This window comes from Streptomyces incarnatus, from assembly GCF_001027185.1.
Lineage (GTDB): Bacteria > Actinomycetota > Actinomycetes > Streptomycetales > Streptomycetaceae > Streptomyces > Streptomyces puniciscabiei.
The window spans coordinates 2,576,639-2,597,708 of sequence record NZ_CP011497.1 but is presented as its reverse complement, the minus strand read 5'-3'; the positions used below and the strand labels follow the sequence as shown (position 1 = coordinate 2,597,708).

At 70.3% G+C, this 21,070-nt stretch carries 20 protein-coding genes; 14 read left to right on the top strand and 6 right to left on the bottom strand.

The window, feature by feature from the left end; all coding sequences use genetic code 11:
* Positions 1–9: 9 nt before the first annotated feature.
* Together ABB07_RS11360 and ABB07_RS11355 are read right to left on the bottom strand one after the other, a co-directional pair.
* Positions 10–3,228 (bottom strand): tetratricopeptide repeat protein, encoded by a 3,219-nt coding sequence (locus tag ABB07_RS11360; protein WP_208898612.1) that lies wholly within the window; start codon positions 3,226–3,228, stop codon positions 10–12.
* Complete coding sequence (locus ABB07_RS11355) at positions 3,221–5,053, bottom strand: HSP90 family protein (protein WP_208898611.1); 1,833 nt, start codon at positions 5,051–5,053, stop codon at positions 3,221–3,223. Before ABB07_RS11355 ends, ABB07_RS11360 begins: the two co-directional genes overlap by 8 nt.
* 166 nt (positions 5,054–5,219) lie before the next feature.
* Here ABB07_RS11355 and recG point away from each other — a divergent pair, with 166 nt between their 5' ends.
* From recG to ABB07_RS11310, 9 genes are all read left to right on the top strand, one after another.
* On the top strand, positions 5,220–7,436 hold the full coding sequence (gene recG / locus ABB07_RS11350; RefSeq protein WP_208898610.1) for an ATP-dependent DNA helicase RecG: 2,217 nt from the start codon (positions 5,220–5,222) through the stop codon (positions 7,434–7,436).
* Between the two features lie 80 nt (positions 7,437–7,516).
* Positions 7,517–8,104, top strand: coding sequence for a 16S rRNA (guanine(966)-N(2))-methyltransferase RsmD (gene rsmD, locus ABB07_RS11345; protein ID WP_208898609.1), 588 nt, complete (start codon positions 7,517–7,519; stop codon positions 8,102–8,104).
* Between the two features lie 26 nt (positions 8,105–8,130).
* Positions 8,131–8,610, top strand: coding sequence for a pantetheine-phosphate adenylyltransferase (coaD, locus tag ABB07_RS11340; protein WP_208903392.1), 480 nt, complete (start codon positions 8,131–8,133; stop codon positions 8,608–8,610).
* 66 nt (positions 8,611–8,676) lie between these two features.
* Complete coding sequence (locus tag ABB07_RS11335; RefSeq protein ID WP_208898608.1) at positions 8,677–9,756, top strand: ATP synthase F0 subunit B; 1,080 nt, start codon at positions 8,677–8,679, stop codon at positions 9,754–9,756.
* A 132-nt stretch (positions 9,757–9,888) separates the two neighbouring features.
* The gene (locus tag ABB07_RS11330; protein WP_208898607.1) at positions 9,889–10,533 is read left to right on the top strand and encodes a YceD family protein; all 645 of its coding nucleotides are present in this window, start codon (positions 9,889–9,891) and stop codon (positions 10,531–10,533) included.
* Positions 10,534–10,535: 2 nt separating this feature from the next.
* Complete coding sequence (gene rpmF, locus ABB07_RS11325; RefSeq protein WP_003951102.1) at positions 10,536–10,709, top strand: 50S ribosomal protein L32; 174 nt, start codon at positions 10,536–10,538, stop codon at positions 10,707–10,709.
* An 8-nt stretch (positions 10,710–10,717) separates the two neighbouring features.
* Positions 10,718–11,608 carry a ribonuclease III gene (gene rnc / locus ABB07_RS11320; RefSeq protein WP_208898606.1) on the top strand — a complete coding sequence of 297 codons (891 nt, stop codon included), beginning with the start codon at positions 10,718–10,720 and terminating at the stop codon, positions 11,606–11,608.
* A gap of 84 nt (positions 11,609–11,692) precedes the next feature.
* On the top strand, positions 11,693–12,574 hold the full coding sequence (mutM, locus tag ABB07_RS11315; RefSeq protein ID WP_208898605.1) for a bifunctional DNA-formamidopyrimidine glycosylase/DNA-(apurinic or apyrimidinic site) lyase: 882 nt from the start codon (positions 11,693–11,695) through the stop codon (positions 12,572–12,574).
* A gap of 13 nt (positions 12,575–12,587) precedes the next feature.
* Entirely contained in the window at positions 12,588–13,007 is a 420-nt protein-coding gene (locus ABB07_RS11310; protein ID WP_208898604.1) for a DUF6924 domain-containing protein, read from the top strand.
* Positions 13,008–13,116: 109 nt separating this feature from the next.
* On the opposite strand, the gene ABB07_RS11305 is transcribed toward ABB07_RS11310, so the two are convergent.
* Positions 13,117–13,521 (bottom strand): winged helix-turn-helix transcriptional regulator, encoded by a 405-nt coding sequence (locus ABB07_RS11305; protein ID WP_425264707.1) that lies wholly within the window; start codon positions 13,519–13,521, stop codon positions 13,117–13,119.
* A gap of 120 nt (positions 13,522–13,641) precedes the next feature.
* Between ABB07_RS11305 and ABB07_RS11300 the strand changes: the two genes are divergently transcribed.
* The 4 genes from ABB07_RS11300 to ABB07_RS11285 all read left to right on the top strand — a co-directional run bounded on the left by ABB07_RS11300 (position 13,642) and on the right by ABB07_RS11285 (position 17,629).
* Positions 13,642–14,226 carry a flavodoxin family protein gene (locus ABB07_RS11300; protein WP_208898603.1) on the top strand — a complete coding sequence of 195 codons (585 nt, stop codon included), beginning with the start codon at positions 13,642–13,644 and terminating at the stop codon, positions 14,224–14,226.
* 255 nt (positions 14,227–14,481) lie between these two features.
* A complete protein-coding gene (locus ABB07_RS11295; protein WP_208898602.1) occupies positions 14,482–15,390 on the top strand; it encodes a hypothetical protein in 909 nt (302 codons plus the stop codon).
* Positions 15,391–16,553: 1,163 nt separating this feature from the next.
* Positions 16,554–17,111, top strand: coding sequence for a hypothetical protein (locus ABB07_RS11290; protein ID WP_208898601.1), 558 nt, complete (start codon positions 16,554–16,556; stop codon positions 17,109–17,111).
* Positions 17,112–17,167: 56 nt separating this feature from the next.
* Complete coding sequence (locus ABB07_RS11285) at positions 17,168–17,629, top strand: hypothetical protein (RefSeq protein WP_208898600.1); 462 nt, start codon at positions 17,168–17,170, stop codon at positions 17,627–17,629.
* A gap of 240 nt (positions 17,630–17,869) precedes the next feature.
* Here ABB07_RS11285 and ABB07_RS11280 read toward each other — a convergent pair whose 3' ends face one another.
* Positions 17,870–18,127, bottom strand: coding sequence for a hypothetical protein (locus ABB07_RS11280; RefSeq protein ID WP_208898599.1), 258 nt, complete (start codon positions 18,125–18,127; stop codon positions 17,870–17,872).
* A gap of 303 nt (positions 18,128–18,430) precedes the next feature.
* Entirely contained in the window at positions 18,431–18,643 is a 213-nt protein-coding gene (locus tag ABB07_RS11275; protein ID WP_208898598.1) for a hypothetical protein, read from the bottom strand.
* 913 nt (positions 18,644–19,556) lie between these two features.
* On the opposite strand from ABB07_RS11275, the gene ABB07_RS11270 reads away from it, so the two are divergent.
* Complete coding sequence (locus tag ABB07_RS11270; protein ID WP_244189329.1) at positions 19,557–20,366, top strand: IS5 family transposase; 810 nt, start codon at positions 19,557–19,559, stop codon at positions 20,364–20,366.
* Here ABB07_RS11270 and ABB07_RS11265 read toward each other — a convergent pair.
* Positions 20,305–20,808, bottom strand: coding sequence for a hypothetical protein (locus ABB07_RS11265; protein ID WP_208903390.1), 504 nt, complete (start codon positions 20,806–20,808; stop codon positions 20,305–20,307). The genes ABB07_RS11270 and ABB07_RS11265 overlap by 62 nt on opposite strands.
* Between the last annotated feature and the right edge of the window lie 262 nt (positions 20,809–21,070).

Here is a 21,070-nt window from a genome sequence, read left to right as displayed (position 1 = left end):
CCCCGCGCCTCACTGTCCGGGCCCGAGCATCCCGTCGGCCTCCGCCCGCCGCGCCCGGACGGTCCCGTCCCCGTCATCGGCACCCTCGTAGGCCGCGAGTACGGCACGCGCGCGTGCCGCCGCCTCGGCGGGCCGGCCCAGGTCGGCCGCCAGCCGGCCCGCGGCGAGTTCGGCACCGGTACGGTCGTGCAGCCCGTCCGCGCCCAGCGTGCCGAACAGCGCGGCCGCCCGCTCCATCTGGACCAGCGCCGCCTCGAACCCGGCCCGGACCGCGCCGCCTTCGACCTCCTCGGCGTCCTTGATCCCCTCGGTTTCCTCGGCGCCTACTGCCTCCTCGGCCTCCTCGGCCTCCTCGGTCGCCTCGGCACTCACGGCCTCCTCGGCACTCACGGCCTCCTCGGTCGCCGCGAGGGCGAGCAGGTCGCCGAACTGGCGGTGGGTATGGGCGAGTTCGGCCGTGAGCCGTTCCCGGGACACCGGGTCGGCCGCGTCCCCGCGCGCCCGCTCGCACGCGCGCACCGCCTCCGTCATCAGCTCCCGTGCGCCCTTCGCCCCGCCGTCCGCGCGCAGCGCCAGCCAGCCGCGGGCGCGCAGCGAGCGCACCAGGAAGGCGTGGTTGCCCAGTCCGCGCCAGAGCTCACCGGCCCGCACGTAGGCCCGGTCCGCCTCCTTCAGCAGACCGGCCTTGCTCAGCGACTCGGCGGCGAGGTGGGCGAGCGTGGCGTGGTCCTGCTGCTCGGGCCAGTGCCGGGCGGTCTCGGCCGCCCGCAGCCGGTGCTCGGCGGCCGCCCGGTGGTCGCCCAGCTCGCTCAGGCAGTCGCCGAGCCACCACCGCGCCTGTACGACGGCCCCGTCGCCGTGCGTCTCGCCGGACAGGTCGGCCAGGGCCGACTCCAGCACCTCGGCGGCCTCGGCGTACCGGCCCTGCCGCAGCAGGCAGCCGCCCAGCTGCTGCCGCGCCCAGGCGCCCAGCGTGCCGCTCTCACCCGCCTCGTCCGCCCAGTGCGCGGCCTCCAGGGCGTGCTCGACGGCCTCGGCCACCTCACCCCGGGCGCCGGCCACCTCGGCGAGCTGCAGATGCAGCTGGGCCCGCCCGACCGGCTCCACGTACGGCCCGCCGTGCTCCAGCGCGGCCCGCAGCGCCCGCTCGGCCCCGGCCGCGTCGCCCGCCTGATGGGCCAGCGCGGCGACCTGCACCTGGTACTCCACGGCGAACCAGGGCAGCCCGGCGCTGACATACGCGTCGGCCGCCCTCCGGAACAGCTCCCCGGCCCGCCCGGTGTCTCCGCGCAGCTGCGCCAGCTCGGCGAGCATCGCCCGCGCCTCCGCGGCCCGGGCGGCCAGCCGCACGTCGTCCCCGGCCCGCCCGTCGACCAGCGCCAGCACCTCCCGCACGGCCTGCTCGGTCCGCACGAGCAGATCCGCGGCCGGCTCCGGCACCGGCCCACCGGGCACGCCGTCCTCGCCCCCCGGCCGCTGGGCCGCTGCCTCGCCGGAGACCGCACCGCCTGACGGCAGGCCCTCACGCCCCGGTTCGTCCGAGGCCGTCGCGTCGGTGACCGGGGCGTCCGGTACGCGGCCCGAGGGTGCGCCACCGCCCGTGGGCGTTGTGTCCGGTGCCGGGTCCCCCAGGACAGGCACCCCCGCGTGCACGCGCCGCATCAGGATCCGGGCCCGGCTGATCAGCACCGACGCCGTCTGCCGTACGCCGGTGGCCTCCTCGGCGTACAGGGCGAGCGCCTCGTCGTACAGGCCGGTGACCGTCGCCAGCGCCGGGTCCACCTCGCCCGTCAGGGCGCGGACGTACGCGCCACGCGCGCGTGCCGCCAGGGCCTCGCCGGGGTCGCCCGCCTCCGCGTACAGGGCCGCCGCCTGCTCGAACAGCTCGATGCCCGCGGGGCCGCGGCTCATCGCCTCGTGGTCGGCGAGCTCCGCGCGGTCGCGCGGCTCCAGCTCCGCGCCGCGCGCGGCCCGCGCGACCGCGGCCCAGGCCTCCAAGGCGTGCGGCCGCAAGGTCTCCGACAGCCGCCGGGCCTCGGCGAGCAGGGCCGCCAGGCCGGGCTCGTCGTGCGCCTCCGGCAGCGGGGGCGCGGCCACCGGGACGGGCGCCGGGCGCACCGTCCGCACGCCCAGCGGCAGGCGCTCCACCAGCGGCCGCTGGTCCATACGCGCGCGTGCCCGGTCGCCGACGTGCGACGTGCCGTTGCGCCGGTCGAACCGCTCGGCCAGCTCCAGCGTCTCCACGCGCGCGTGGGCGGCGAGTTCGCCCGCCGTCCAGGTCCGCCCGGCCGGCCCCGGCACCCGCTGCCCGCCGAGGCCCAGCCCGTTCAGCCGGTCCATCAGCAGCGTCACCACGGCCATGAACTCCAGCCGGCTGCGCGGATGCCCGGTGTCCGTGAAGTACGCGGGCCGTTCGGCGAGCAGCTCCAGGGCGCGGGCCTCGTTCCCGGTCAGCGCGCAGAACTCCACGTGGTCGGCGTACGCGGCGCGCATCGACTCCATCGGGCGGACGAGCCGGAAGCCCCGCAGGTGGTGCGCGCGGGCCTCGTCCAGGCGGCCCAGGCGCAGCAGCGGGGCCAGCGAGGAGGCCAGCACGGTGTGCGGTTCGTGCGCGCAGGCGAACTCGCCCTCCAGCACCGGCCGCCACAACTCCAGCGCCTCCTCGTCCCGGCCGAGCTCGGCCTGCCAGAAGCCCTGCCCGTGCAGCTCGCAGGCGTGACAGTCGGCCATCTCGTCACGGTCCGCGGCGAGCCACGCCGCGTACGCCCGCTCCGCGCGCGCCAGGTCCCCGACGTGCGCGGCCACGCTGAACTCGGCGCTGCGCACGGCCCGTTCGGAGTGCCCGGCGAGCCGGTAGCGGTGCGCCATCTCGCCGAGCCACTTCTCGATCGAGGCGAGCGGGACGTGCGGCTGGTCCAGCATGCCCGCCGACATCCACTTGAAGACCCAGTGCAGCGCGTGCGCCTCGTACGCGTCGAAGTCCTCGGGCCGTTCGTCCCACATGCGCAGCAGCCGCGCGAAGGGGACGAACATCTTGTCCTTCTCGGAGCTGTAGTTGTAGACCTTCAGCTGGTGCCCGAGCGCCTCGATGACGGCCAGCGGGATGCCGAGGCCCTCCGCCGCGGCCAGCAGCTGCTCCGCGCGCGCGTTGCGGGCCGGGCCCTCGGGCTGCTCGGAGTTCTCCGCCATCGCCCGGCGCAGCGCGTCGAAGTCCGTGATCTCACTCATCGCCCGTCGTCTCCCCATGGGTCGCCCACTCCAGCAGGCCGATGAACGCCCGGTTCAGCAGCGCCGAGTCCGCCGTCCTGAGCGGGCGCTGCGCCATCAGCAGGGCCTGCCCGTACAGCGACTCGGTGGCCGTGCCGATCAGCTCGGGGTCCTTGAGCGAACTGATCCTGCGCACCAGCGGGTTGAGATGGTTGAGCACCAGACGCGCGCGTGGGGCGGTGCCGCGCAGCGAGCCGAGGATGCCCGCCCACAGGTCGTCGGCCTGCTCCTCGGCCGCCGCGCGGGCCTGCTCGTGCCGCGCCGCCCGGTCGTCCAGGTGCAGCGCGGGCACGGACAGCGGATGGAAGGCCCGGAGTACGACGTCACAGCCCAGCGGGTCGAGCTTCGCCCGCGCGGCCGACAGGAAGCCGGACAGGGCCAGTTCCTCGCCCGGGTCGACCGCGTCCAGGTGCGCGGTCACGGTGTCCGCGTCCAGCTCGGCGACCACCGTCCCGGGCCGCACCGACGGCAGCGCCTCGACCAGGTCGCCGTCGTACGTGTAGCCGCCGTTGACCACCCCGACGCCCTGCGCGGCGGCGATCGGCGCCACCTGCCGGTACTCCTCGACGGTCCGGGTGAAGTGCACCACCGGGTGCCGCTGCGCGAACTCCTCCAGCGACAGCTGCCCGTCGGTCGTCTCGAACGGCAGCCAGGGCAGCATCGTGCGCAGCATCTCGCGGTCGTGCCGGGCGAGGGACTTCACGCCCAGGTGGTGCACGGCGAGGAAGGCCGTCAGCCGCTCCGGGTCGCCGGCGGCGAGCCCCGTGAGCCACGAGCGGATCCGTTCGCCGAGCGCCTCCCGCACCGCGGCCAGCGTCTCGTCCTCGTAGAGCGACTCGCGCGAGGCGGTGGGCCGCAGACTGTCGGTGTCCAGGACGCAGCGCACGAAGAACGCCCAGTCGGGCAGCAGCTGTTCGGCCCGCTCGGTCAGCAGCATGCCCTTCAGGTGCACCCGGTGGGTCGCCCGCTGGGCCGGGCTCACGGCCGCCGGCAGCACGTACGCCACCCCGCGGATCCCGGCCAGCGGCACGGCCAGGTCGATCGAGTCCAGCGGCGTGAACCCGAACAGCTCGTGACAGTGCCGGGCCAGCGCCACCCTTCTGCCCGAAGGGCTCGGATACGGCCGGTCCCAGGGCGCGGGCAGATCGGTGACCGGCTCCTCGCCCACCCGGACGTCGTACGGCAGCAGCGCACCGAAGTCGCGGGCCAGGGTCAGGACCCGCTCCGGTGCCAGCCACTCGGCCGCCCCGGGCCGCGCGGTCAGGTGCACGGTCGTACCGGGTTCGGGCCGCGCGGAGGCGGGAAGGGTCCGCACGGTGTACGAGCCGTCGTCGCGCGCCGTCCACTCCACCGGTGGTGCGCCGGGCGTACGGGCGCTGCGGCTGACCACCCGGATCCGCTCGGCGACGAGGAAGCAGGCCAGCAGGCCGATGCCGAACTGGCCGAGGAAGTCCGAACGGACCTCCTGCAGGCCCTCGGCCCGCTTGGAGCTGCGCCCGATGGTGGCCAGCAGTGCGTGCACGTCCGCCTCGGTGAGCCCGATCCCGCTGTCCTCCACGCGCAGACCGCCGCCGTCGGCGTGCAGCCGCACCCGGGCCGGGGCGCCGGGCTCCGCGTCCCGCCGGGCCGTGATGGCGTCGACGGCGTTCTGCAGCAGCTCGCGCAGATAGACCTTGGGGCTGGAGTAGAGGTGATGGGAGAGCAGATCCACCAGCCCGCGCAGGTCGACCTGGAACGTGTGAGGTGAGAGGGAACCCTGTGATGTCTGTGAGCTCTGGTAGTCCATCGTCGCAGCGCCGGAGGGGGGAGGAGCATCGGCGCGGGGTCGGGCGGTCCCAGGTGGGGCGGTGACCGCGAAGGATGGCCGGAGCGCGCCATCCTAGAGTCCGAACAGCCCGCCTGACCAGGGGTTTCCCAAGACATATACGGCATTGTCAGTGCCGTGGTGTGCAATGGATCGCGTGCACGGACTGGAAGAACCACTGAAGCAGCCACTGAAGTCGGTGCTCGGCCCCGCCACCGCGAAGGTGATGGCCGAGCACCTCGGCCTGCACACCGTCGGCGACCTCCTCCACCACTACCCGCGCAGATACGAGGAGCGCGGCCAGCTCACCCAGCTAGCCGAGCTGCCCATGGACGAGCACGTCACGGTGGTCGCCCAGGTGGCCGACGCCCGCCTGCACACCTTCGCCTCCGCCAAGGCCCCGCGCGGCAAGGGCCAGCGCCTGGAGGTCACGATCACCGACGGCAGCGGCCGGCTCCAGCTGGTCTTCTTCGGCAACGGCGTCCACAAGCCCCACAAGGAGCTGCTGCCCGGCACCCGCGCGATGTTCGCCGGGAAGGTCTCGGTCTTCAACCGCCGGCTGCAACTCGCCCATCCCGCCTATGAGTTGCTGCGCGGCGACAGCGACGAGACGGTGGAGAGCTGGGCCGGCGCCCTGATCCCCATCTACCCGGCCACCGCGAAACTGGAGTCCTGGAAGATCGGCAAGGCGGTCCAGACGGTGCTGCCCACCGCCCAGGAGGCCCTGGACCCCCTGCCGCCCGCCCTCCGCGACGGCCGCGGCCTGGTCCCGCTCCCCGAGGCCCTCCTCAAGATCCACCGCCCGCACACCAAGGCCGACATCGCCGACGCCCGCGCCCGGCTGAAGTGGGACGAGGCCTTCGTCCTCCAGGTCGCCCTGGCCCGCCGCCGCTACGCGGACACCCAGCTGCCGGCCGTCCCCCGCACCCCGGAACCCGACGGCCTCCTCGCCGCCTTCGACGACCGTCTCCCCTTCACCCTCACCGAGGGCCAGCAGAAGGTCTCCAAGGAGATCTTCGACGACCTCGCCACGGAACACCCGATGCACCGGCTGCTGCAGGGAGAGGTGGGATCGGGCAAGACCCTGGTGGCTCTGCGCGCCATGCTCGCCGTGGTCGACGCGGGTGGGCAGGCCGCCATGCTCGCGCCCACCGAGGTGCTCGCCCAGCAGCACCACCGCTCGGTCACCGAGATGATGGGCGAGCTGGCCGAGGGAGGGATGCTGGGCGGCGCCGAGCACGCCACCAAGGTCGTCCTGCTCACCGGCTCCATGGGCGCCGCCGCCCGCCGCCAGGCGCTGCTGGACCTGGTCACCGGCGAGGCCGGCATCGTCATCGGCACCCACGCGCTGATCGAGGACAAGGTCCAGTTCCACGACCTCGGCCTGGTCGTGGTCGACGAGCAGCACCGCTTCGGCGTGGAGCAGCGCGACGCCCTGCGCGGCAAGGGGAAGCAGCCTCCGCACCTGCTGGTCATGACGGCCACCCCGATCCCGCGCACGGTCGCCATGACGGTCTTCGGCGACCTGGAGACCTCCGTGCTCGACCAGCTCCCGGCCGGCCGCTCCCCGATCGCCAGCCACGTCGTCCCCGCGGCCGACAAGCCGCACTTCCTCTCCCGGGCCTGGGAGCGGGTCCGCGAGGAGGTGGAAGGCGGCCACCAGGCGTACGTCGTCTGCCCCCGGATCGGGGACGAGGAGGACGATCCCAGGAAGGCCAGGCAGAAGTCGCCCGAGGACGAGGCGGAGAAGCGCCCGCCGCTCGCGGTCCTGGACGTCGCCGACCAGCTGGGCCGCGGCCCCCTGCGGGGCCTGAGGGTGGAGGTCCTGCACGGCCGTATGCACCCCGACGACAAGGACGCGGTGATGCGCCGGTTCGCCGCGGGCGAGACCGACGTCCTGGTCGCCACCACGGTCATCGAGGTCGGCGTGAACGTCCCCAACGCCACGGTGATGGTCATCATGGACGCCGACCGCTTCGGCGTCTCCCAGCTCCACCAGCTCCGCGGCCGCGTCGGCCGGGGCTCGGCCCCCGGCCTGTGCCTCCTGGTCACCGAGATGCCCGAGGCCAGCGCGGCCCGCCAGCGGCTGAACGCCGTCGCCGCCACCCTCGACGGCTTCGAACTCTCCCGCATCGACCTCGAACAGCGCCGCGAGGGCGACGTCCTCGGCCAGGCCCAGTCCGGAGCCCGCTCTTCCCTGCGCGTCCTGGCGGTCATCGAGGACGAGCAGGTCATCGCGGAGGCGAGGGAGGAGGCGACGGCCCTTGTGGCGTCCGACCCGGACCTGGAGCGTCTGCCGGGGCTCCGTACGGCTTTGGACGCCTTGCTGGACGACGAGAGGGAGCAGTACTTGGAAAAGGGCTGAAGGAGACTTACCCAGGGGCGCGGGGAACTGCGCGACCAGCCACAATGAACCGTAAAGCCGCCCACGAAGAAGGACCCCACATGACCCGCGTGATCGCCGGTCGGGCAGGCGGACGGCGCCTGTCAGTACCGCCCGGCACCGGAACACGGCCAACATCAGACCGCGCACGCGAAGGTCTCTTCTCCACCTGGCAGTCACTGCTGGGCGGCCCCCTGGACGGCGAACGGGTCCTCGACCTCTACGCCGGCTCAGGAGCCGTGGGCCTGGAAGCCCTCTCCCGAGGCGCCGGTCACACCCTCCTCGTCGAAGCCGACGCCCGCGCGGCGAGGATCGTGCGCGAGAACGTGAAGAACCTGGGCCTGCCCGGCGCCGAAGTGCGAGCGGGCAAAGCGGAACAGATCATCAGGCAACCGGCACCGGAAGAGCCGTACGACCTCGTCTTCCTCGACCCCCCGTACGCCGTCACGGATCACGATCTTCGCGAGATTCTGCTCACACTCCACTCGGAAGGCTGGCTCGCTGAGCAAGCGCTCGTCACCGTGGAGCGCAGCACCAGAGGTGGCGAATTCCGGTGGCCGGACGGCTTCGAGGCGATCCGGTCCCGTCGCTACGGCGAGGGAACGTTTTGGTACGGTCGCGCCGCCTCTACGTGCGAAGACGCACGATGACCGGACCGGAGAGCGAGGGATCACAAGTGCGCCGCGCCGTCTGTCCCGGGTCGTTCGACCCGATCACCAACGGACACCTCGACATCATTGCCCGAGCCTCCCGTCTGTACGACGAGGTCTATGTCGCGGTGATGATCAACAAGTCCAAGAAGGGCCTGTTCGAGATCGAGGAGCGGATCGAGCTGATCCGCGAGGTCACCGCCGACTACGCCAACGTCCGGGTCGAGGCCTTCCACGGCCTCCTCGTCGACTTCTGCAAGCAGCGCGACATCCCCGCCATCGTCAAGGGCCTGCGCGCCGTCAGCGACTTCGACTACGAGCTGCAGATGGCCCAGATGAACATCGGCCTCACCGGTGTCGAAACCCTCTTCGTGCCCACCAACCCCACCTACAGCTTCCTGTCCTCCTCCCTGGTCAAGGAGGTCGCGGCCTGGGGCGGCGACGTCTCCCACCTGGTGCCCGCCCCGGTTCTCGAGGCTCTGAACAAGCGCCTGCGCAAGGCCTGATGGGGCAGGGGGGACTACAGTCGTCCCGTCCGTCTCCAACCCGGCTGTAGAGAGTGGCGAGCACAGGTGGACGTGCAGAAGAAGCTCGACGAGATCGTCTCCACGGTCTCCGGCGCCCGGTCCATGCCCATGTCGGCGTCGTGCGTGGTCAACCGCGCCGAGCTGCTCGCGATGCTCGAAGAGGTGCGCCAGGCCCTGCCCGGCTCCCTCGCGCAGGCGCAGGAGCTGATCGGCGACCGTGAGCAGATGGTCGAGCAGGCCCGTCAGGAAGCCGAGCGGATCATCTCGCACGCGCACGCCGAGCGCGGCTCGCTGATCTCCGACACCGAGATCGCCCGCCGCTCCCAGGCCGAGGCCGACCGGATCCTCGCCGAGGCCCGCAAGGAGGCCGAGGAGATCCGCGCCGAGGCCGACGACTACGTCGACTCCAAGCTCGCCAACTTCGAGGTCGTCCTCACCAAGACCCTCGGCTCGGTCGGCCGCGGCCGGGAGAAGCTGCTCGGCACCGGCCCCGGCCTGGACGAGAACGGCTACGAGGACGAGGACGCCCCCGAGCGCAGCCACGACCCGGAGACCCTGCGCCACAACGCCGACCAGTACGTCGACGCCAAGCTGGGCGCCTTCGAGGCGGTCCTCGCCAAGACCCTGGAGGCCGTCGGCCGCGGCCGGCAGAAGCTGCACGGCCGGATCGCCACGGACGACCTCGGCGCCCTCGCCGACGACACCACGACCTTCCAGCACTCCAGCGACGCCGACTACCTCGCCGACCTGGCCGCCCTCGCCGAGCAGGACACCCCGGCCGAGCGTCCGGACCGGTCCGCACCGCAGCAGCCGCCGCAGCAGCCCTCGTACGAGCCGCAGCCGTCGTACGCGTCGTACGACCAGCAGCAGGACCCCTACGGCGGCTTCCCGCAGCAGCCCGCCTACGGCCAGGACCCGTACGGCTACCAGCAGGCCGACCCCTACGCCGCCTATCAGGGCTACGACCCGCAGCAGGCCGCCTACGACCCCCAGCAGGCCCAGCAGCAACAGCAGCCCCAGCAGCAGCCGCAGCAGGGCTACGCTCTCGACGAGACCAGCCTCTTCGACACGAGCATGATCAGCGCGGAGCAGCTGCGCGCGTACGAACAGGGCCGGGGCCTGTAGCCACGGGCCGGATTGGGCCCTGAGCGAAAGGTCCAGTATCCTGGCTCTTCGGTCGCGCGTACGTCCGCGATCACCGCTGCCCGAAGACACCGACGGGCGGCGGCCCTCCGAGCTCGAAGATCGAAAGCAGGAATGGCCTCCAACGCCCGCCTCGACCACCGCAACCCCCTCGTGTTCGACACGCACGAGCTGGGTCGGCGTCCTGGCGCGCTCCAGCGCCTGACCCGCACGATCGACGCTCCCGCCGATCTCGGCATCCAGGGGGTCATCGGAGTGCCGGAAGGCACCCCGGTGGAGCTCGAACTCCGGCTCGAGTCGGTCATGGAAGGGGTGCTCGTCACAGGCACCGCCCGTGCACGGGCCGAGGGGGAGTGCGTAAGGTGTCTGGAGCCGGTCGGGCTGGAGCTCGAAGCGGACTTCCAGGAACTGTTCTCGTACCCTGACGCCGATGACCGGGGCCGCGTGATCGCGGAACCGGGCGACGACGCCGAGGACGACGAGGACAGGTTCTTCCTCGAGGACGGACTGTTCGACCTCGAACCTCTGCTGCGCGATGCGGTGGTGCTCGCACTGCCGATGCAGCCGGTGTGCCAGGAAGACTGCCCGGGCCTGTGCTCCGAGTGCGGAGCGCGGCTCGCGGACGACCCGGACCACCACCACGACGCCGTCGACATCCGTTGGGCGGCTTTGCAGGGACTCGCCGGTTCACTCGAAGACGGCGAGAAGGACGAGATGAGCGGCGCCGAAGCGGGCGTCGACGAGAAGCAGGAGAAGTAGCCGTGGCTGTTCCGAAGCGGAAGATGTCGCGCAGCAACACGCGCCACCGCCGGTCGCAGTGGAAGGCTGCGGTCCCCACCCTGGTTGCGTGCGAGCGCTGCCACGAGCCCAAGCAGCAGCACATCGCGTGCCCGTCTTGCGGCACCTACAACAAGCGCCAGGTCCTCGAAGTCTGAGCGGGCTGGTGAGAGGCACTGTGTCCAGTCCCAAGAAGGCGGAAGACGCCAAGGCGGACGCACCCGCCAAGAAGAAGGCGGACAACCAGGCCTCGTCCCACACGCTTCTGGAAGGGCGGCTCGGCTACCAGGTCGAGTCCGCCCTTCTGGTGCGCGCGCTGACCCACCGTTCCTACGCGTACGAGAACGGCGGTCTGCCGACGAACGAGCGGCTGGAGTTCCTCGGGGACTCCGTCCTCGGCCTCGTCGTCACGGACACGCTGTACCGCACCCACCCCGACCTGCCCGAAGGCCAGCTGGCCAAGCTGCGGGCCGCGGTGGTCAACTCGCGTGCGCTGGCGGAGGTCGGCCGTGGCCTCGACCTGGGCTCCTTCATCCGGCTGGGCCGCGGTGAAGAGGGCACGGGCGGCCGGGACAAGGCGTCCATCCTCGCCGACACCCTGGAAGCGGTGATCGGCGCGGTCTATCTCGACCAGGGCCTCGACTCGGCGTCCGAGCTGGTGCACCGGCTCTTCGACCCGCTGATCGAGAAGTCCTCGAACCTCGGTGCCGGCCTGGACTGGAAGACCAGCCTCCAGGAGCTCACCGCGACCGAAGGACTCGGCGTGCCCGAGTACCTGGTCACGGAGACCGGACCCGACCACGAGAAGACCTTCACTGCTGCCGCCCGCGTCGGAGGCGTCTCGTACGGCACCGGCACCGGCCGCAGCAAGAAGGAGGCGGAGCAGCAGGCCGCCGAGTCCGCCTGGCGGGCCATCAAGGCCGCCGCGGACGAGCGCGCCAAGGCGGCCAAGGAGGCGGCCGCCGCGGACGCGGAGGCGGTCAGGGCGGCCAAGGAGGCCGCCGAGGAGAGCAGGGAAGCCGTCCAGGGCGGCGACCCGTCCTCCGCTCCCGCCTGACCCACGGCAGTACCGAGCGCCCGCCCCGCCGATGCCGACGGGGCGGGCGCTCGGCTCATCCACCGCTTCGTACGGGGGGTCCCGATGCCCGAATTGCCCGAGGTCGAGGTCGTCCGGCGCGGTCTCGCGCGCTGGGTCGCCCACCGCACCGTCGCCGAGGTCGAGGTGCTGCACCCGCGCGCCGTACGCCGGCACATCGCGGGCGCCGACGACTTCGCGCACCGCCTCAAGGGCCACCACATCGGTACGCCGAGCCGCCGCGGCAAGTACCTGTGGCTGCCGCTGGAGGAGACCAACCAGTCCGTCCTCGCCCACCTCGGCATGAGCGGCCAGCTGCTGGTGCAGCCGTACGAGGCGCCGGACGAGAAGCACCTGCGCATCCGGATCCGGTTCGCCGACTCCCTCGGCACCGAGCTCCGTTTCGTGGACCAACGCACCTTCGGCGGGCTGTCGTTGCACGACAACACCCCCGGCGGCCTGCCCGACGTCATCGCGCACATCGCCCGCGACCCCCTCGATCCGCTGTTCGACGACGAGGCCTTCCACCTGGCGCTGCGCCGCAAGCGGACCACCGTCAAGCGGGCCCTGCTGGACCAGTCGCTGATCAGCGGCGTCGGCAACATCTACGCGGACGAGGCGCTGTGGCGCGCCCGCATCCACTACGAGCGCCCGACGGCGAACTTCACCCGCCCGGTCACGACCGAACTCCTCGGCCACGTCCGGGACGTGATGAACGCGGCCCTCGCCGTCGGCGGCACCAGCTTCGACAGCCTGTACGTCAACGTCAACGGCGAGTCGGGCTACTTCGACCGGTCCCTGGACGCGTACGGCCGCGAGGGCGAGCCCTGCAACCGGTGCGGCACGCCGATCCGCCGCCGCCCCTGGATGAACCGCTCCAGCTACTTCTGCCCGAAGTGCCAGCGCCCGCCGAGGATCCGGGCGGCGGGGCCGGCCGGCCGGGGCTGAGAGGAACAGCCGTATGGCCCTGCCCGGGCACGACGAGTTCTCGCTCGTCCTGCGCACCGACTTCTCCGACGACGCGGCCTGGGAAGCGGTGTGCGCGGAGACCGACGCGGCGGAGGAGTTCTCGACGGCCGTCTTCGTCGGCGACCCCCGGTTCGCCGGGGTGAGCGTGCAGGCGCTGGTCGAGGAGGACGCCGCCGCCGACGACGACGAGAAGGTCTTCCACGTGTTCCTCGCGGACGCGTTCACCATGGCGGACGCGGAGCACCGCCTGCTGGCCGTCGACCTCGCCGACGAGCCCGGCCGCACCTTCCGGGTGCCGCCGGCATGGTTCTCCGACATCTCCGTCAACCTGGGCATCGCGAACATGGACTTCGCCGAGTTCGCGGACTCGGTCGACGGCTCGGGCACCTACCGGGGCTTCGGCGACGACTGACGGCCGCCCCGCCTGCGCCGACCGCCCCCGCCCGGGCACGCCTGCCCTACTCAGGTTCGCCTGCCCCGCCTGGGCACGCCTGCCCTGCCCAGGTACTGCACACCCCCGCCTACGCCGGCTCGCGGCCGTCGTACGCCTCGCGGGCCGCCAGGACCTCGTCCATGGCGCCCTCCACGCAGTGGATGAGCGCCAGCAGGCGCTCGGCGACCTGGCGGCCCAGGGGAGTCAGTTCGTAGTCCACGCGCGGCGGGTTGGTCGGCTGGGCCTCGCGGTGCACCAGGCCGTCGCGCTCCAGCGCGTGCAGCGTCTGGGACAGCATCTTCTCGCTCACCCCGTCCACGCGGCGGCGCAGCTCGTTGAAGCGCAGCGAGCCCTCGTACAGCGCGCCGAGCGTGAGACCGCCCCAGCGGCCGGTGACGTGCTCCAGCGTGCCGCGGGACGGGCAGGCCTTGGCGAAGACGTCGTAGGCGAGGTCGTCCTGGCCCTGGGCGGTGGCACTCATACCGGCGGTCATGGCACAAGGATACTTCCGCGCAGCGCTAACCGCTAGGTTGCACTAACCAGAGGTTAGTGCTTTCCTGGGGTCACTGCTTCCGAGCTGCCCAGCAGCCCAGTCGCCCTTCGAGGAGTCTCTGTGACCACCCCTGTCGTTTCCATCGCCTACCACTCCGGCTTCGGCCACACCGCCGTACTCGCCGAGGCCGTCCGCGCCGGTGCCGCCGGCGCGGGTGCCGAGGTGCACCTGATCAAGGTCGACGAGATCACCGACGAGCAGTGGGAGACGCTGGACCGCTCCGACGCGATCGTCTTCGGCTCGCCCACGTACATGGGCACGGCCTCCGGCGCCTTCCACGTCTTCGCCGAGGCCACCTCCAAGCGCTGGTTCGGCCAGGACTGGAAGGACAAGCTGGCCGCGGGCTTCACCAACTCGGCCTCCAAGAGCGGCGACAAGCTGCACACCCTGCAGTTCTTCCAGACGCTCGCCGCCCAGCACGGCATGCACTGGGTCAACCTCGGCCTGCTCCCCGGCTGGAACGCCAGCACCGCCTCCGAGAACGACCTCAACCGCCTCGGCTTCTTCGCCGGCGCCGCCGCCCAGAGCAACAACGACCAGGGCCCCGAGGGCGTCCACAAGGCCGACATAGCCACGGCGGAGCACCTGGGCCGCCGCATCGCGGAGACGGCGCAGGTGTTCGGCCGCGGGCGGTCCGCCGCGTAACCGGGCCCCGGACCGGCCGGCGCCGCGACCTCCGACTCGGCAGTCGGTGGTGGCCGGCGTCGGCCGTCCTCCTTCTGCGGGGCCGTGTGAACCATTGGACGTGCCGTAGAGGGCTGTAAGGCGTATATCCGGATGCGATCGGTGGCATCGGGTGGCGTGCTGGGGCACACCTCGCTCGACAGATCTGCCTGCGACGCCGCACGACTCCTTCGCGGGCCCGACATTCGCGGCGGTCGCGACCCCCAAAGGAGTGACATGCTCACGCGTAAGCCGCTTGCCCGGATCGCCCAGGTGCTCTCCATGGGCACCGCCGCCACGCTCGCCGGAATGGCGTTGGCTCCCGGTGCCTCGGCCGCCACGTATGCCGTGGCCTGCAACGAGGGCGCGTTGGCCAGTGCCATCAACGCCGCCAACAGCAACCCCGGGAGCGACACGCTCAACCTCACGCCCGGCTGCACCTATCAGCTGACCGGCGAGCTGCCCGCCATCACCTCACAGATCGTGATGAACGGCAACGGTGCCACGATCACCCGGGTGTCCGGGACGTTCCGTCTGCTCACCGTGAACGGCGGCAACCTGACCCTGCGCGCGATCCAGCTCACCAACGGCGACGCCACCGGCAGCCCGGTCGAGAACGGCGCGGGCGGCGCCATCGTCGTCACCGGCAATGGCACGCTGAACCTCAGCAGCGCCGTGGTCCGGAACAACCACGCCAACTTCGGCGGTGGCATCAGCAACTTCAGCGGCTCCACGACGACCGTGAGCGTCTCCACCTTCACGGGCAACACCGCGTCCGTGAACGGCGGAGCCATCGTCAACGACGGCACGGTGACCGTGGGCTTCTCACAGATCAGCGGGAACACGGCCGACAACGTGGGCGGCGGCATCGCCAGCATCGGCAAACTGACCGTCAATTTCACCAACGTGCTCAACAACACGGGCACGAACGGCGGAGGCGGCCTCGCCAACGGCGTACCCGCCGTGGCCGCCGGAACCTCCACGCTGACGGCCAGCAACGTCAGCAACAATCACGCGGGTGACAACAACCCCGGCGGCATCTACAACAACGGCGGCACGGTGACCCTGATCGGCACCCGGGTCGCCGCCAACACCCCGAACAACTGCGCCACCAGCCCGACCCCCGTCCCCGGCTGCGTCGGCTGATCCGGGGGCGGACGTGAGGTCCGACCCGCTCAGTACCCGAAGAAGTGAAGGGCCGGGTCTCTGACCTGCGGCCGTACAATCGATCAACGCTGCGACCTGCGACTTAGCTGTCGGTGGTTGTCAGCGTTGGTCGGCGTTGAGCGCCCCCGCACGGCCCAGAGACGGCCCGGGCGGGGGCGTCGCGGTGCGCCCCTCGATGCGAACTACGGGCGGGGCGGTCGCTGAGGTCTGCTGGGCTGGCCAGCCAGCCGGATGCGTGCAGTGATGGTCTCCTGCGGTCGTACCGGTTGCTGTACTTCGCTGCTGTACGGCAACCGGCTCCACCTCATCGACTCTGCTTCCGTTGTCTACGACGCAACCCAACGACACTGGCGATGGCGACGAAGAAACTGCCGCCTACTGTCATAGGGAGGTCAGAAGCGAAGGGCCTTAGAGGGGGGTGTTCAAGAAAGGCTCGGTCGAACGCAAATCCGATCAGGGCGCCTGTCAGTGTGATCGCCCACAAGAGCAGTATGAGCAACCATGTGCTCCGGGTGCTCAGCCAAGAAGTCATTGGATCATCATGCACCCGACGGAGCGCCGACCACAGCCCCCTCGCTTCCACTACCAGCTGCGCGAAGGCGACAGGCCGCCCCGGATTTGGCACCGGGTCGCCAGTTTGGAAGATCGCATGTGTGGATGTGTGGTGACCTGGTGAGACGCTGACCTGCGCGTTTCTGAACTGGTTGCCGTGACTCCCCACTGTTCCCCGTTCGGAACCGCGTCATCGGGCACGCAGGGGGCACGCGTAGCTCTCTGCCGCGTTCTCAGCCTTCCTGGGTCCCTGAGCTGACCCCGGGCCCTGCTCGGCTTCCCATGCGGTGCTCTGAGCCGTCCCGGCACACAGGCTTTGAGGTCCGGCCTCGTCCTTATCAGGTCGATCACGGGCCTCTGAGGCCTGGATCCCAGCCTTACGACGGTCTGCCGACCGCTGGGGGCCGCCCTCGGCCGGCCGGTCGTATTCGCCGCTGTTGGTGTCAGCCGTTGGTGTCAGACAACGACTACGGGCTCGACACCACCTGGCCTCGACCGCGATACGCCCTGAACCCCGTTTTGACCGCTATACCAGGGGCACATGGGGGTTAAGTGGTACATAACGGGCAAATCAAGGGGGCTCGGTCGCAATGTCAACAGGGACGCTTCTAGCGATCATCATCCCCGTCGTAGTGGTGATCGCTCTCGCTGCGACGGCGGCCTTCTTCTTCATGCGCCGCCGCCACCTGCGCGAACGCTTCGGCCCCGAGTACAAACGAACAGTCGAGGGCGCCGACAACAGATTGGCCGCCGAGCGCGAGCTCAGTGCACGTGAGAAGCGCCATGACTCCCTCGACATCAAGCCGCTGCCCAGCAGCGTGCGAGAACGGTACGCCCGGGACTGGACCAGCGTGCAGGACGAGTTCGTGGATCGGCCCAACGATGCCGTGCATGACGCCGACCGTCTGGTCACTTCTCTGATGCACGAGCGCGGCTACCCGACCGGGGAATTCGAGCAGCGCGTGAAGGATCTTTCAGTCGAGCACGGCCGCACGCTCGAGCATTATCGGGCCGCCCACGAGATCGACACACTCAGCACCCAACACAAGGCCACGACCGAGCAACTGCGCGGCGCCATGGTGCACTACCGCGAGCTCTTCGACGAGCTGCTCTCCGACGGTGGTCAACCTCGCCACGCCCGGGCCTGAACCCGCTCACCACCGCAATGCCGACGGATCCCGAAGGACGATGGGACGGAGGAGACATGGAACGCGAACACGCATCGGGCCCCGAGAGGGAACTGTCCACCGAAGACCTGGCCCAGCCCCGCGCCGGCACCGGGGGTGAACCGCCCGCGCAGTCCGAGGCGCCGGTCTACCCCGGCGAGAGCACAGCCCCGCCTCAAGAGACTGCCGAAGGGCAGGGGCGTGAGGCTGCCGCGGCACCGGGCGACGAGACTCTTCACCTCCTCGCGCCGGAGGAAGAGGAGCATCTCCGCGAACGGTGGCAGGAGATCCAAAACGAGTTCGTCGACGACCCCCAAGACGCCGTACACACGGCCGACTCCCTGGTCGCCGATGTCATGCAGCAGCTGGCCGAGACGTTCGCCGAGCAGAAGCACGAGCTGGAAGGCCAGTGGAACCGGGGTGAGCAGGCGGACACCGAAGATCTGCGTAGGGCCCTGCAGCACTACCGCTCCTTCTTCAACCGCCTCCTCACTGCATGACGGGGCTCACGGCGAGGTCGGGCGAAGACCCGCGAGAACAAAGCCGACGGTGCGCCGCCCAAGTGAGGACGGCGCACCGCTCCCGGTGCACTTTGAGGTTTGGCCTCATCCTTATCAGGTCGATCATGCGAGGCTGTCGACGTTGCTCCTCGCACTTCACGCTGCGGCTAGCTGATCGCTCACGTTCGGCATCGATCGCCTGAGTACGCGGCTGTTGATGTCAGGCGTTGATGTCAGACATCAACCGCCCACTTGACGGCTTCTGCAGCTCACGGCATGGCGTGGGGTGATGCATGCTCGAACGAGAATCAGCACGACGATCACGGTGATCAACTGAGTCGCCGAGTCGAGGGCTGCCCCGATGGGTTTACCGCCGACCACACAGCCTGCGATGGACATGATCGCCAGCCAGAGGACGTTGTCACTGGCTCGTGGCAAGGTGTTAGTAGCGCCATCACGACCGTTCGGAAGTGGGGCGCTGAGGATCTGGTGGAGCACGCTTGTTTCTCCTGGTTCTCCTCAGGGGGCGCACCCGTCTCTCGCCAAAGTGCTCGGGTGCGTCCCTTCCGTTTGCGGGCCAGACCCATTCTGTGGCGCGACACTGACAAATGAGAGACCCAACTCCGCTTAGGTCTAATCCAGTTGCCCGCAGATGCCAGCATCACCCGAGGGTGGCTGGCCCTTGAGCAGGCTAGATGGACTTCCCCGAAAGCCGTAATACGGACAGCGCGTCGGAGGTCCAAGGTCGGTGGAGCCTCACACTGCTTCGCTGATACAGCGCCTGCGTCGGCGCCCGAGCCGTCACCGCTCGGCGTGTCGTCGGCTGCCATCACCGGAAATCCATCGCTGTCCTGCCCCTGGGAACAGCACGGTCATCAGGGTGAGCACATCGGCGTAAGCCCTCACCACGTCAGCCGCTGCGCTCCAAACGATCACAACGACCACCACCACCGTGATCAGCCACGGCTTCAAGTCGGGGTTTGACAGCTCCCCCGGGTGAAGGGTCACACTCATGCTTGGACCTCCTGTAGGTCTAGTGCCCACTCGGTCGCTTCGGCCTGGAAGCTAGCGCGACCGGGTGGGCCTTTACTGGGCCCAAGGCGGGTCACCTGGGTTTTCTAGGGTCGGCCCCATTTTTGGGCACACGACCATCCACCCCCCTATCTTGGGCTGCGACTGGCGTCGCACAATGGGATTCTCTACTCGCCCAAAGAGAAGCGCAAACCTGCAGGTCAGAGGCCACGACAACTAGCGAAACCACATTAAGTGGTCCACGCGCGCTAGTGGACCACTTAATTGACAACTAAGTGGTCCACTAAGTTCGCCAACAAAGTTCGCCAACTAGATTAGCAAACAGACTTCGCTAACCAGATTCGCGAACAGGGTTCGCTAACAAGGTTCGCCATAGATTCGCGAACAAAGTTCGCTAACAAAGTCTCGACGTTGAAGACGACCGCGAGACAGTTTGAGTAGACATAGACCAAACGTGCGGGATGTGCTAACGAGCGGTCGGCGGAGCGGCTTTGGGCTGGAGCTGCTTTGGCGCGAGTGATCATGGCCCCGTAAGCTTCCGGCGCGTCGGGCAGTCTGTGGACCTGCCCGGTAAAGCACGACGTTGGGGCCATGATCTTCGAGGCTCGCGCCAAAGTGGCTGGCTAACTGGCCGTTCTCTATCCGTTCGTGTGCTCGATCTGGTTCGAACGAGGTCCTGGATCGGGTGAGTTGACCGCCTTCGGGGCATGAAGGAAGGGCCTCTTGGTAGCTCGCGGTTGTCGAGTCCAGCGAGAAGCAAGAGGCCCTGTTGTCGAAGTGTCGCGTGGTCGCGGTTGCCGGGTCCAGTCCGTCCACTCGTGGGTGCGACTGTCTCGCCCATAGGTTCGGGAACGCGGGTGACCGGCCGGAGCGCCGGCCCCGGTACGGCTCGGACATGAGCGATGCCGAGTGGGCGTCGGTGCGGGATCTGCTGCCGGTGCCGGGGTGGCTGGCGGGCCGGGGCGGCCGTCCGGAGGGCTACTGTCACCGGCAGATGATCGACGCGGTGCGCTATCTCGTCGACAACGGCATCAAGTGGCGGGCGATGCCTTCCGATTTCCCGCCCTGGTCACGCGTGTATGCCTTCTTCGCCCGCTGGCGGGATGCGGGGCTGGTGACCGAGCTGCACGACCGGCTACGCGAAGCCGTCCGCTTGTCTGAGGGCCGCAGCCCGGAGCCGAGCGCGGCGGTCGTCGACTCACAGTCGGTGAAGGCGGACGCCACGGTCACCCTCACTTCGCGGGGATACGACGCCGGGAAGAAGATCAATGGGCGCAAGCGGCACCTGCTCACCGACACCCTCGGGCTCCTGCTGACCGTGCTCGTCACGCCGGCCTCCACGACCGACCGGGACGCCGCCCGCGTCCTGCTGCCCGCAGCAAAGCATCACTTCCGGCGGCTGGGGCGGGTCTGGGCCGACGGCGGTTACACCGGCCATCTCACCGACTGGACCACTCAGCACCTCGGACTCGTCCTCGGCATCGTCCGCCGCAGCGACGATGCCAGCGGCTTTGAGGTCCTGCCCCGCCGCTGGGTCGTCGAGAGGTCCTTCGCCTGGCTTCTGCGCAGTCGGCGCCTGGTCCGTGACTACGAACGGCGCACCGACACCAGCGAGACCGTCGTCCTGTGGTCGATGACCATGCTCATGAGCCGCCGCCTGGCCGCCCAGCGCCGGCAGCGTCCTGTTCCGACGCGGGCAGCATGAACCTGCCCGGTTTCTCCTCGACCAGCCAGCCCCGTTCCACCAGCCGTTTCAGCCGGGCCCTCGCTCCTTCGACGCGAGAGGCGGAAGTACTGTCCCAGCCCAGCACCACCGCGGCCCGCCGGGCACCCAGCCCATCGGCTCCCGCCTCCAAGGCGGCGGCCATCAACGCCTGGTAGTCCACCGACAGCACCTCGATGTCGGCCGCGTCCTGGCGGTGAGGCACCGCCCGGCGCGGACCCACCGGCTTCCTCTGCGACACGACGGCCACGGCGGGCGCCTCGTCCTCGGCCAGCGCCTCCAGATACTGTTCCAGCCCGATCACTCGGCGTCTGAGCACCTCTTCGGCCTCTGCCAGAGCCGCCCGCACCCGCTCCAGCTCGGCTTCAAGCTCCTCCACCCGCACCGCCGCGACCTTCTGCCGCGCTTCCAGCACCGCCCGCATCGACGGCATCTGCCACCCCCACGACATCTCGGTCAGCAACGGACCGAGACTCCCGCGACAACTGGGCCTCCACGCCTGACCAGCAGAAACCACACACGAGGTTCGGAAAGAGAACGACCTCTAAAGCCGTGGAGCCGACCGCCCCAGCCACGACGTGTTCTGACCTCGGCTGGGCCGTCTCACCCTTACCCCGGCCTGGTCTTCGCCCCCTTGTGGGCGCGGACGGGCGACGGCGCGCGGCCCCGGTGACAGCGGCAAGGAG

Bases quoted from the DNA above. Each gene is read 5' to 3' on its own strand.
- recG (WP_208898610.1), top strand. From the start codon at position 5,220: ATGGATCGCGTGCACGGACTGGAAGAACCACTGAAGCAGCCACTGAAG.
- ABB07_RS11360 (WP_208898612.1), bottom strand. From the start codon at position 3,228: ATGAGTGAGATCACGGACTTCGACGCGCTGCGCCGGGCGATGGCGGAG.
- ABB07_RS11305 (WP_425264707.1), bottom strand. From the start codon at position 13,521: ATGACCGCCGGTATGAGTGCCACCGCCCAGGGCCAGGACGACCTCGCC.
- mutM (WP_208898605.1), top strand. From the start codon at position 11,693: ATGCCCGAATTGCCCGAGGTCGAGGTCGTCCGGCGCGGTCTCGCGCGC.
- ABB07_RS11270 (WP_244189329.1), top strand. From the start codon at position 19,557: ATGAGCGATGCCGAGTGGGCGTCGGTGCGGGATCTGCTGCCGGTGCCG.
- ABB07_RS11285 (WP_208898600.1), top strand. From the start codon at position 17,168: ATGGAACGCGAACACGCATCGGGCCCCGAGAGGGAACTGTCCACCGAA.
- ABB07_RS11355 (WP_208898611.1), bottom strand. From the start codon at position 5,053: ATGGACTACCAGAGCTCACAGACATCACAGGGTTCCCTCTCACCTCAC.
- ABB07_RS11310 (WP_208898604.1), top strand. From the start codon at position 12,588: ATGGCCCTGCCCGGGCACGACGAGTTCTCGCTCGTCCTGCGCACCGAC.
- ABB07_RS11330 (WP_208898607.1), top strand. From the start codon at position 9,889: ATGGCCTCCAACGCCCGCCTCGACCACCGCAACCCCCTCGTGTTCGAC.
- rsmD (WP_208898609.1), top strand. From the start codon at position 7,517: ATGACCCGCGTGATCGCCGGTCGGGCAGGCGGACGGCGCCTGTCAGTA.
- ABB07_RS11275 (WP_208898598.1), bottom strand. From the start codon at position 18,643: ATGAGTGTGACCCTTCACCCGGGGGAGCTGTCAAACCCCGACTTGAAG.
- ABB07_RS11265 (WP_208903390.1), bottom strand. From the start codon at position 20,808: ATGCGGGCGGTGCTGGAAGCGCGGCAGAAGGTCGCGGCGGTGCGGGTG.
- ABB07_RS11290 (WP_208898601.1), top strand. From the start codon at position 16,554: ATGTCAACAGGGACGCTTCTAGCGATCATCATCCCCGTCGTAGTGGTG.
- ABB07_RS11295 (WP_208898602.1), top strand. From the start codon at position 14,482: ATGCTCACGCGTAAGCCGCTTGCCCGGATCGCCCAGGTGCTCTCCATG.